Below are 9,995 nucleotides of genomic sequence, written 5' to 3' on the forward strand. Positions count from 1 at the left end.
AGACCGATTGGAGAGGGCATGAGCACGCGGATCGTCATCACCGGAGGCGCCGGTTTCATCGGGTCACTGCTGGCCCGGAGGCTGCTGGCCGCCCCCGTCGCGCTCGGCGGCGCGGAACCCGTACCGGTCGGCGAACTGGTCCTGCTGGACGTCGCCGCGCCCTCCGCCGACCTGGCGGCCGACCACCGGGTACGGCCCGTCGTGGCCCCGCTGGAGGAGACGCTGGGCGAGCTGGGGGCGGCGGACGCCGTCTTCCACCTGGCCGGGGTGGTCAGCAGCGCCGCCGAGGCGGACTTCGACCTGGGCCTGCGCACGAACCTGGACGGCACGCGCGCCCTGCTGGAGTACGCGAGAGGGCACCGCGTCCCGCCGGTGCTGGTCTTCACCAGCTCGCTCGCCGTCTACGGCAGCGACCCGGCGATCGGCCCGGCCGGCGTCGTGGACGACGACACCCTGCCGCGCCCGCAGTCGAGCTACGGCATCCAGAAGTTCATCGGTGAGCAACTGGTGGCCGACTACACCCGCAAGGGCTTCGCCCGGGGCCGCTCGGTGCGGCTGATGACCGTGTCCGTACGGCCGGGCAGGCCCAACGCCGCCGCGTCCAGCTTCCTGTCGGGGATCATCCGCGAACCGCTGGCCGGCCTGCGGGCGCCCTGCCCGGTGCCGCCGGACACGCCGGTCGCCCTGTCCTCGCCGCGCAGGACGCTCGACGGGATCCTGCGCGCCGCCGAGGTGGACGACGCGACCTGGGGCAGCCGCACGGCGATGAACCTCCCGGCACTCACCACGACCCCCCGCGAGATGGCGGACGCGCTCGACCGCGTCACCGGAACCGCGACGAGCGGCCTGATCGACTGGGCCGAGGACCCCGCGATCGGCGCGATCGTCGGCAGCTGGCCGGCCGAGTTCCGCACACCACGCGCGCACGGGCTCGGCCTGGCCCCCGAGCGGGCGTTCGACGACGTCGTCCGTGCCTACCTCGCAGATCATCCGGGAGCGACCTGCTGATCACGGTGCTCGGCCCGCTCCCGGTCGGCGCCCCCCGGGCGTCTGAGGTGTCACGGGCGCGGTGCTCGCCCTGCGTACCAGGGCCGGGACCACGCGCGGCGCGTCGGCCACGGCACCGCCGTCGATCTGGCCGAGCAGCACCTCCACGGCGCGCCGCCCGACCTCCTCGTGGTCGGGCCTGACCGTGGTCAGCGGCGGGATCAGGTACGCTGCCTCGGGAATGTCGTCGAACCCGACCACGCTCACGTCGTCGGGCACCCGCACGCCACGCTCGTGGAAGGCCCGCAGCAGGCCCAGCGCCATGTGGTCGTTGGCGGCGAAGACGGCCGTCACGTCCCGGCGTTCGGCCAGCTCAAGCCCGGCCTGGTAGCCGGACTCCGGGCTCCAGTCGCCGCGCACCTCGCGGGGCACGCTCCGCCCGGCCTCCTCCAGCGCGGTGCTCCACGCCTCGACGCGGGCCTGGGCGTCCATCCGCTGGCGCGGCCCCGACACGTGCCACACGGTCTCGTGCCCCAGCCGCAGCAGGTGCTCCACGGCCAGCCGTACGCCCTGCGCCTGGTCGATGCGCACGGTCGGCACCGAGTCGTCGGGCGCCGCCTCGACGGCGACGGCGGGCAGGCCGGCCGGCAGGGTGAGCAGCGCGCTGGTGGCCTCGGCCTGGGAGGCGAACACCGTGATCACCCCGGCGACCGCGTGGCTGGCCAGCTCCGCCACCGCCTCCACGATGCTGCCCCGGTCGAAGCTCTCCGGGGTCAGCACGGTCACGCCGTATCCCGCGCCACGGGCGGCCCGGCCGATGCCGAGCAGCGTCGAGGCGGGCCCGAACAACGTGGAGTCGAAGCTGATCACGCCGATGGTGTGCGCCTTCTGGCGGACCAGCCCACGGGCCATCAGGTTGGGCCGGTAGCCGAGCTGCCTGATCGCCTCCAGCACCCGTTCCCGGGTCTCCCGGCGTACGTTCGGCTGCTCGTTGAACACGCGCGACACCGTCTGGGGCGACACCCCGGCCAGCCGCGCGACGTCGCCGATCACCACGGGGCGTGAGCCACCGCGCCGCACCCCTGTCACTGCACCCTCCTGAGGAATCCGGTGGTAACGCTATCAATCCCAGCGGGTCACTCCAGCGGCATCGGCCTGCCGGTGCGGCGGTAGAAGTCCAGGATCCGGTCGCGGGGGATGACGCCGCAACGTTCCGCCCACCGGTCGTAGGCGGCGGACAGGTCGGCGACCAGGTCGGGATGCCCGGCGGCGAGGTCGTGCAGCTCGGTCCTGCCGCCGGTCATGTCGTAGAGCTCCCACGGCCGGGCGTGCTTGCGGACCAGCTTCCACCGGCCACGGCGGACCCCGGCGTTGCCCTCGTGCTCCCAGAACAGCGTGCGCTCCGGCGCCTCCCGGCCGTGCAGGAGATCGAGCAGGCTCGCCCCCTCCCGCGACTCCCCGGTGGCCGCGCCGGCGACGTCGAGCAGGGTCGGCAGCACGTCCACGAGCTGGCGGGGGGCGGTGCACAACCGTCCGGGGGAGCCGAGCGCGGCGGGCCAGTGCACGATGAACGGGGTCGAGATGCCACCCTCGTGCACCCAGTGCTTGTACTCGCGGAACGGCGCGTTCGACAGGCCCGCCCAGTTGCGGCCGTAGCTGGCGAAGGTGTCCTCGGGGCCGGGCATGATCGCCGGGTCGTTGCCGTAGCGGATCGGGTCGCCGGAACGGGTCGAGGCGGGCATGGTCGGGTGGCGCGGGATGAAACCGGGCCGGTCGTCGCCCATCTCCTCGGCGCAGCCGCCGTTGTCGGCCAGGAAGACGAAGAGCGTGTTCTCCAGCCGGCCGAGCCGTTCGAGCGTGTCGAGCAGGCGGCCGATGCCCGCGTCCATCCTGGTGACCTGGGCGGCGTACACCTCCATCCGGCGCGCCTGCCACTCCTTGTGCTCCGCCTCCGCCCAGGCGGGCACGAGCGGGTCGCGGTCCGACAGGTCCCAGGAGGGGGCCAGCACGCCCTCCTCCTTCAGGCGGCGCAGCCGTTCGGCGCGCAGCCGGTCCCAGCCGGCGTCGTAGCGGCCCCGGTAGCGGGCGACGTCCTCCTCGGGTGCGTGCAGCGGCCAGTGCGGCGCGGTGTAGGCGAGGTAGAGGAAGAACGGGGCGCCGGGACGCTCCGCCACGTGGCCGGTCACGAAGCCGGCCGCGTTGTCGCTGATCGCGTCGGTGTAGAAGAAGCCCGGCGCGCGCGCCTCGTGCTCGATGTCCTGCTCGCCACGGGTGAGGGTGACCGGCTGGTAGTAGCTGCCCGCGCCGTCGATCGTGCCGTAGAACCGCTCGAAACCACGGCGGGTCGGCCAGGACCCGTTCGGGGCGGTCATGTCCGCCGCGACGTGCCACTTACCGCTCATGTACGTGCGGTACCCCGCCCCGCGCAACGCCTCGGCCGCCGTCACCGAGTCCCGCGACAGGTCGCCCGGGTAACCGTCAGGCCGCTCGTCCCCGGTGAGGATGCCCACGCCCACCTGGTGCGGATGCGACCCGGTGAGCAGCGACGCCCGCGACGGGCTGCACCGGGGCGAGTTGTAGAACTGGGTGAAACGCACCCCGGCCCGGCCCAGCCGATCGAGGTTGGGCGTCTCGATCTCGCCGCCGTAGCAGCCGAGGTCGGAGAAGCCCAGGTCGTCGGCCAGGACCAGGACGATGTCCGGGCGAGCGGTCATCCGGCGACCCGGACCACGTTCCAGGACAGCGGCGGCAGCTCGACCTGGACGGTCCTGCCGGACACCGACACCTTGGGGTTGTCGCGCGGGGTGACCGCCTCCGGGTTCGCCGCGGTGTTGCGCAGGTCGGGGTCGTCGGCGGTCAGCGTGGTGCTCGCGAGCAGGCGGGCCTCGGCGGCGTCACGCAGGTCGATCTCCAGCAGCACCGGCTCGTGGACCGACCGGTTGACCGCGAACAGCGCCGTCTCGCCGCTCTCGTCGTCACGGGTGGCCACCGCGTCCACGACCGGCACGTCCCCGAAGCGGGCGGTGTCGTACGTGGGAGAGCTGAGGCTGACCCGCAGGACGTCCCCCTTGGCGTGCCGGGAGGCGTCGGCGAACGGGAAGAACGTGGTCTGCCGCCAGGACTTCCCGCCCGGCTCGGTCATGATCGGCGCGATCACGTTGACGAGCTGGGCCAGGCTGGCCGCGTGCACGCGGTCGCTGTGCCGCAGCAGGGAGATCAGCAGGCTGCCGACCACCACCGCGTCGGTCAGCGTGTACCGGTCTTCGAGCAGCGGCGGCGCGACCGGCCACGAGTCCTTCGGCGGCTCGGACTCCGTGCGGGTCTGATACCACACGTTCCACTCGTCGAAGGAGATGTTGATGCGCTTCTTGTGCTTGCCGGCCGCCCGCACGTAGTCGGCCGCCGCGACCACGGACTCGATGAAGTGGTCCATGTCCACAGAAGAGGCCAGGAAGCTGGCGGTGTCGCCGTCGTCCTCCCAGTAGTAGGCGTGCGCCGAGATCAGATCGACCTGCTCGTACGCCTCCTCCAGGACTGTGGCCTCCCACGCGCCGAACGTCGGCATGCCCGAGCTGGAGCTGCCGCAGGCGACCAGCTCCAGGTTCGGATCGACCAGCCGCATGGCCCGCCCGGTCTCCGCGGCCAGCCTGCCGTACTCGCGCGCCGTCTTGTGGCCCACCTGCCACGGCCCGTCCATCTCGTTGCCCAGGCACCACATGCGCACGTCGTACGGCTCCGCCGAGCCATAGCGCCTCCGCAGGTCGGAGAAGTGCGAGCCGGACTCGACGTTGCAGTATTCGAGCAGGTCAACCGACTCCTGGATGCCCCTGGTGCCGAGGTTGACCGCCATCATCGGCTCCACGCCGGCCTTGCGCGCCCAGCGCATGAACTCGTCCACGCCGACGGTGTTCGGCTCGGTGCTGTGCCAGGCCAGGTCGAGGCGGCGCGGCCGGTCGGCGACCGGGCCGATGCCGTCCTCCCAGCGGTAGCCGGAGACGAAGTTGCCGCCCGGGTAACGCACGGTGCTCACGCCCAGCTCGCGGGTCAGCTCGATGACGTCGCCGCGGAAGCCGTCGGCGTCGGCGGTCGGGTGGCCCGGGTCGTGGATGCCGGTGTAGACGCAGCGGCCCAGGTGTTCGACGAACGAGCCGAACGTCCTGCGGCGTACCGGCGAGATGCGGAATTCGCGGTCGATGGCGACGCGTGCGTTCAGCACGGGGCAACTCCTCTGCAGTGATTCGCGAAACGGTCGACGAGCGGGGTGCGCACCCGGGCGAGCCGCCCGTCGGCCTGCTCTTCCAGCCGCCACAACCCCATCGGCAGGCGGTAGTCCATGGGCGCGCCGTCGCCCTGCCGGTAGGTCCACTCGACCATGTCGAACACCGGCCACCAGGTGTATCCGACCAGGTCCAGGCCCTGCTCACGGAGTTCGTGGCAGCGGGCGACCGAGGCGTCCAGCCAGGCGGCGCGCTCGGCGAGGGTGCCGGTCCAGGCGGTCTCGCTGAGGTGGACGGGCCTGCCGTAGCGCTCGGCGAACGCGGTCAGCACCTCGGCCAGGCCGCCGGTCCAGCCGTTGACGGGCGGGCGCAGCTCGAACGGCTGCCCGCCGCGCGACATGCCCGGCACGAACCGCTCGGTCGAGTGTTGCGGGTAGTAGTTGACGCCCATCACGTCGGGCACGGCGGGGTTGGCGCGGAAGAAGGCGAGGTCGTCGTCCGTCATCCCGTGCCCGGTCAGGTAGCCGGCCAGCGGGTGGGCGGCGTCCACCCGGCCCGTGACCAGGTCCTCGACCACATAGGCCGAGTGCCGCAGGAAGGCCAGCTCCTCGGAGTCCTCGTGCCCGCCGGCCTCGTAGCGGGAGGAGACCTCGACGTGCATGAAACTCGCGCCGGGGTTGACGTCGCCGATCGCGTGCTGGGTGCGCACGATGCCGTCGGACAGCGCGCCGAGCAGGCGGACGAAGCCGTCGTCGCCCGTCAGGTACGGCGGCCAGTAGCCGAACCGGCCGCAGAACCGGGCCGTCAGCAGCGGCTCGTTCATCGGCGTGAAGATCGACAGCTGGTCCCGGTACCGGTCGGCGACGGCGGCGCCGTACTCGGCCACCCGCTTCGGGTAGTCGGGCGCGGCGAACTGGCCCTCCAGCCAGAGCGGGGTGCCGTAGTGCATCAGGTCCACGATCGTGGTCAGGCCGACCTCGGTGAGCCTGCCCACCACGCGGTCCAGCCAGGACCAGTCCCACGTGCCGGGCTCGGGCTGCACGCGGTGCCAGGGCACGCCGTACCGGATCTGGGTGGCCCCGGCCTCCCTGGCCAGCGCGAGGTCGCCGTGCCACTGCTCGTAGTGCTGGGTCAGCTCGTACTCGTCCACCGGCCGGGCCCCCGGGGCCGGCTGCGGCACGAACGTGTCCTCGATGCCGAGCGCGAAATGCAGCTCGCCCGACTCATACCATCTCTTGGTCATTTCATCCCCGTGGTTGCCACGCCCTCGACGAAGCGCCGCTGGAAGAACAGGAAAACGATCACCAGTGGTGCGGTGGTGATCAGCGCGCCGGCCATCATCACCCCGTACGGCGCCGTCCCCGACTGCCCGGTGAGCAGCGACAGGCCGGACACGGCGGTGGCCATCTCGGGCGTCGTGGTGAAGATCAGCGGCCAGAGCAGGTCGTTCCAGTTGTTGACGAACGAGAACAGCCCCAGGGTGATCAGCGCCGGCAGGGCGTTGGGCAGCACGATCGACCAGAACACCCGGAACTCGCCGGCCCCGTCGAGCCGGGCCGCGCTGTCCAGGTCGCGGGGCAGCGCGACGAAGAACTGCCGCAGCAGGTAGATGCCGAACACGCTGGCCGCCCGCGGCACGATCATCCCCTGGAAGGTGTTGACCCAGCCGAGGTCGGCCACGATCTGGTAGACGGGGATCAGCGTCGCCTGGAACGGCACCATCAGGGTGGCGATCAGCACCAGCAGCAGCGTGCGCCGCCCGCGGAAGTCGATCCTGGCCAGGGCGTAGGCCGCCAGCGAGTCGAAGATCAGGGTCAGCACCGTGACGCCGCCGGCGAACACGAGGCTGTTGAGGAACATCCTGGCGAACGGCAGCGTGTCCAGGATGGTGGCGAAGTTGTCCAGCGTCGGCGCCCCCGGCAGCAGCGTCGGCGGCCACCGGTCGATGTTCGCCTGCGACTTGAACGCGGTGAGCAACACGATCAGCGTCGGCAGCACCATGAACGCGATCGCCGCCAGCGTGAGGACCAGCAGCAGGATCCGGCCGGTCCAGGTACGGGTCACGGCCGTCATCCCTGATCTCCTTCACGTCGTCCGAACCACCGGTACTGGATCGCGCTGAAGACCAGCGTGATCAGCATCAGCGTCATGGCCAGCGCGGAGGCGATGCCGCGTTCGAGGTTGCCGAAGCCCTCGGTGAACAGCGTCATCACCACGGTCTCCGTGCTGCGGTAGGGGCCGCCCTTGGTCAGGATGTAGATCTGGTCGAAGGCCTGCAGCGCGGCGATGAGCGCGAAGATCATCACGAACTCCAGGCTGTTCATCAGGCCCGGCAGGGTGACCGAGGTGAACCGGCGCAGCACTCCGGCGCCGTCCACCTGCGCCGCCTCGTACAGGTGGCGCGGGATGGCCTGCAGGCCGGCCAGGAAGATGATCAGGTAGAAGCCGGACATCTTCCACACCGCGACGAACACCACGGTCGGCATCGCCCAGGTCGGCGATTCGAGCAGGTCGCCCAGGTGCACGCCCACGTTGCCCAGCCAGTGGCTGACCAGGCCGACGTTCGGGTCCAGCAGGAACTGCCAGGCCAGCGCCGCCACCGCGAACGACATGACGAACGGCATGAAGAATACCGTCCTGGCCAGGCCGCGCATCGGCATTTTGCGGTTCAGCAGCAGCGCCCCGAGCAGCGCGACCACGACGACCGACGGGGTGAACAGCAGCGCGTAGATCCCGGTGGTCAGGAACGACTGCCGGACCTCCGGATCCGTCGCGATCTTCAGGTAGTTGTCCAGGCCGACCCAGTTCGCCTCGTTGAACCCGCTGGAGTCGGTGAAGGACACCAGCAGGGTCTGGATGATCGGCCAGAACTGGAAGACGGCCAGCAGCACGATCGCGGGCGCCAGGAACGACGCGGCCCGCCGGCCCTTGCCCGCCTCGGCGCCGCCGGCCCGCCGTGGCCCGTTGCCGCCGAGTCGCCGGGGCGCCCGGTAGGCGCGCGCGCCCTGCTCCGTGGCCGTCATTCCCGCTCCTCGTTCAGCTTCGCCTGGATCTTGCGGTGCGACTCGGCGAGCACCCGGGAGACGGGCTCACCGGTGATCGACTTCTGTGTCGCGGTGTCGAAGTCGGTGCTCACGCCCGTGTAGTCGACGACCCCGCCGAAGTCGACCACCGCGTCCTCGCTGGACCTCGAGATCGAGGCGACGTCCGGGTTGGCGGACAACTCCTCCGGGCTCACGTCGGTCCTGTTCGGCGGCCAGCCGGAGCCGACCGACCACTCGATCTGGCGTTGCTTGCCGTTGAAGAAGGCGAAGAACCGGTCCGCCGCCGCCAGCTTCGCCTCGTCGGCCTGGACGGTGGCGTACATGCTGATCGAGTGGGTGCCCACCGACTTCGCCCGCGGGCCCGCCGGGATGGGCGCGATGCCGTAGTCGATGCCCGCCTGCTTGGAGCGCTGGGCCATCCACGGCCCGAGCACGATCATGGCCGCCTTCTTGGCCGCGAACAGGTCGGTCGCGGCGAGGTCGTCCATCCCGGCGGGGGAGATCCGGTGCTCGCGCACCGCGTTCTGCCAGTACGTCAGCGTCTCGGTGTTGCGCGGGCCGGACAACACGGCCTGGCCGTCGCGGATCACGCCGCCGCCGTTCTGGGCGAGCATGCCGCTCCAGATCACCTGAGAGGCGGCGCCGTGGCTGGTCAGGGCCAGGCCGTACTGCTCGGGGACGCCGTCGCCGTTCTGGTCGACGGTCAGCTTCCTGGCCGCCTCGACCCATTCGTCCCAGGTCTTCGGCGGCTCATGGAGGCCCGCCGCCTCGAACATCGTCTTGTTGTAGTAGAGCATGTCGGGCGCGAAGGCGAACGGCACGCCGTAGTTCCTGCCGTCCACCTTCGAGGCCTGCACGGCCGCCGGGACGTAGTTCGCCGCGTCGGCGGCGTGCTCGCGGTAGTGCCCGTCGAGCGGGACGAACGCCGCCTTCTTGATGTACGTCACCGCGGAGGAGGTCGGCTGGGCCACGATGTCGGGGCCCAGGTTCGCCGACAACGCCGGAAGCAGCTTGTTCGCGATCACGTCCCAGGTGTTGGCCTGTGGCCTGATCTCGATGTCGGGGTTGGCCCGGTTGAAGTCGCCGATGAGCTTCTCGTACATCTTGCCGTCGGCCTCGGTGAAGCCGTGCCACAACGTGAGCACCAGCTTGCCGTCGCTCCGCGCGGACGGGGCGCCGCACGCGGCCGAGCTCAGAAGGAGGACCGCGGCGACCGCCGCCCGCCATCGCGCACTGCGGATGGGTCGCGCGTGCTCTCTCATGATCTCCCCTCGATCGCACGGCTGCGTTCCGGGAATTGATAACGTTAACAGCAACGTTCGTCAACCGGCATCAACGCCTGTGGCCAGCCGGAACCGTTCAGAAGATGCTGCCGACAAGGCGTTGGCTGATAACGATAACAATCCTGCGACGGCGGCCCGCGAACAGCGGTGGGCGCGGGTGTGAGACGATTCCGGGCGAAGGCGACGGCGGAACAGAGGAAGCCGGTGTGAATCCGGCGCGGTCCCGCCACTGTGATCGGTGAGCGATCCCCGACGAAGGCCACTGCCCATGGGCGGGAAGGCCGGGGAGAGCGTCGACCCGAGAGCCAGGAGACTCACGCGGTCGCCTCCTCGAGGAAATTGGGGCGGATCTCCCCAAGAGAGGATGGTGACGGCCATGCCGCGCGTACGGCGTGAGGTGTTGCCGCTGCCCGCCATGCGGGCCTTCTCCTGCGATCCCGTCCCGGGTCATGCCGTCAGGAAAG

General features: G+C 71.0%; 8 protein-coding genes and 1 riboswitch. Of the genes, 1 reads left to right on the forward strand and 7 read right to left on the reverse strand.

Annotated features, from left to right (window positions below; translation table 11 throughout):
* The first annotated feature begins 18 nt into the window (after window positions 1-18).
* A complete protein-coding gene (denD, locus tag AB0I81_RS25895; protein WP_360661159.1) occupies window positions 19-1,008 on the forward strand; it encodes a D-erythronate dehydrogenase in 990 nt (329 codons plus the stop codon).
* On the opposite strand, the gene AB0I81_RS25900 is transcribed toward denD, so the two are convergent.
* From AB0I81_RS25900 to AB0I81_RS25930, 7 genes are read right to left on the reverse strand one after another with little or no spacing between them, the layout of a single operon-like run.
* Window positions 1,009-2,076, reverse strand: a complete 1,068-nt coding sequence (locus AB0I81_RS25900; RefSeq protein ID WP_360661162.1) for a LacI family DNA-binding transcriptional regulator — start codon at window positions 2,074-2,076, stop codon at window positions 1,009-1,011.
* 47 nt (window positions 2,077-2,123) lie between these two features.
* Window positions 2,124-3,701, reverse strand: coding sequence for an arylsulfatase (locus AB0I81_RS25905; protein WP_360661165.1), 1,578 nt, complete (start codon window positions 3,699-3,701; stop codon window positions 2,124-2,126).
* On the reverse strand, window positions 3,698-5,203 hold the full coding sequence (locus AB0I81_RS25910) for an alpha-N-arabinofuranosidase (protein WP_360661168.1): 1,506 nt from the start codon (window positions 5,201-5,203) through the stop codon (window positions 3,698-3,700). The genes AB0I81_RS25905 and AB0I81_RS25910 overlap by 4 nt, the downstream gene beginning before the upstream one ends.
* Window positions 5,197-6,447 carry a family 1 glycosylhydrolase gene (locus tag AB0I81_RS25915; RefSeq protein ID WP_360661171.1) on the reverse strand — a complete coding sequence of 417 codons (1,251 nt, stop codon included), beginning with the start codon at window positions 6,445-6,447 and terminating at the stop codon, window positions 5,197-5,199. The genes AB0I81_RS25910 and AB0I81_RS25915 overlap by 7 nt, the downstream gene beginning before the upstream one ends.
* Window positions 6,444-7,277, reverse strand: coding sequence for a carbohydrate ABC transporter permease (locus AB0I81_RS25920; RefSeq protein ID WP_360661173.1), 834 nt, complete (start codon window positions 7,275-7,277; stop codon window positions 6,444-6,446). The genes AB0I81_RS25915 and AB0I81_RS25920 overlap by 4 nt, the downstream gene beginning before the upstream one ends.
* Window positions 7,274-8,227, reverse strand: a complete 954-nt coding sequence (locus AB0I81_RS25925; RefSeq protein ID WP_360661176.1) for a sugar ABC transporter permease — start codon at window positions 8,225-8,227, stop codon at window positions 7,274-7,276. The genes AB0I81_RS25920 and AB0I81_RS25925 overlap by 4 nt, the downstream gene beginning before the upstream one ends.
* Window positions 8,224-9,510: an ABC transporter substrate-binding protein gene (locus AB0I81_RS25930; protein WP_360661179.1), complete on the reverse strand. Its 1,287-nt coding sequence runs from the start codon at window positions 9,508-9,510 to the stop codon at window positions 8,224-8,226. The genes AB0I81_RS25925 and AB0I81_RS25930 overlap by 4 nt, the downstream gene beginning before the upstream one ends.
* Before the next feature lie 214 nt (window positions 9,511-9,724).
* A riboswitch (cobalamin riboswitch) is annotated at window positions 9,725-9,847 on the forward strand.
* The last annotated feature ends 148 nt before the right edge of the window (window positions 9,848-9,995 follow it).

The organism is Nonomuraea sp. NPDC050404, assembly GCF_040655495.1.
Classification (GTDB): Bacteria; Actinomycetota; Actinomycetes; order Streptosporangiales; family Streptosporangiaceae; genus Nonomuraea.

Excerpts from the sequence above, each read along its gene's own strand:
- denD (WP_360661159.1), top strand. The coding sequence starts at position 19 with ATGAGCACGCGGATCGTCATCACCGGAGGCGCCGGTTTCATCGGGTCA.
- AB0I81_RS25905 (WP_360661165.1), bottom strand. The coding sequence starts at position 3,701 with ATGACCGCTCGCCCGGACATCGTCCTGGTCCTGGCCGACGACCTGGGC.
- AB0I81_RS25915 (WP_360661171.1), bottom strand. The coding sequence starts at position 6,447 with ATGACCAAGAGATGGTATGAGTCGGGCGAGCTGCATTTCGCGCTCGGC.
- AB0I81_RS25920 (WP_360661173.1), bottom strand. The coding sequence starts at position 7,277 with ATGACGGCCGTGACCCGTACCTGGACCGGCCGGATCCTGCTGCTGGTC.
- AB0I81_RS25925 (WP_360661176.1), bottom strand. The coding sequence starts at position 8,227 with ATGACGGCCACGGAGCAGGGCGCGCGCGCCTACCGGGCGCCCCGGCGA.
- AB0I81_RS25930 (WP_360661179.1), bottom strand. The coding sequence starts at position 9,510 with ATGAGAGAGCACGCGCGACCCATCCGCAGTGCGCGATGGCGGGCGGCG.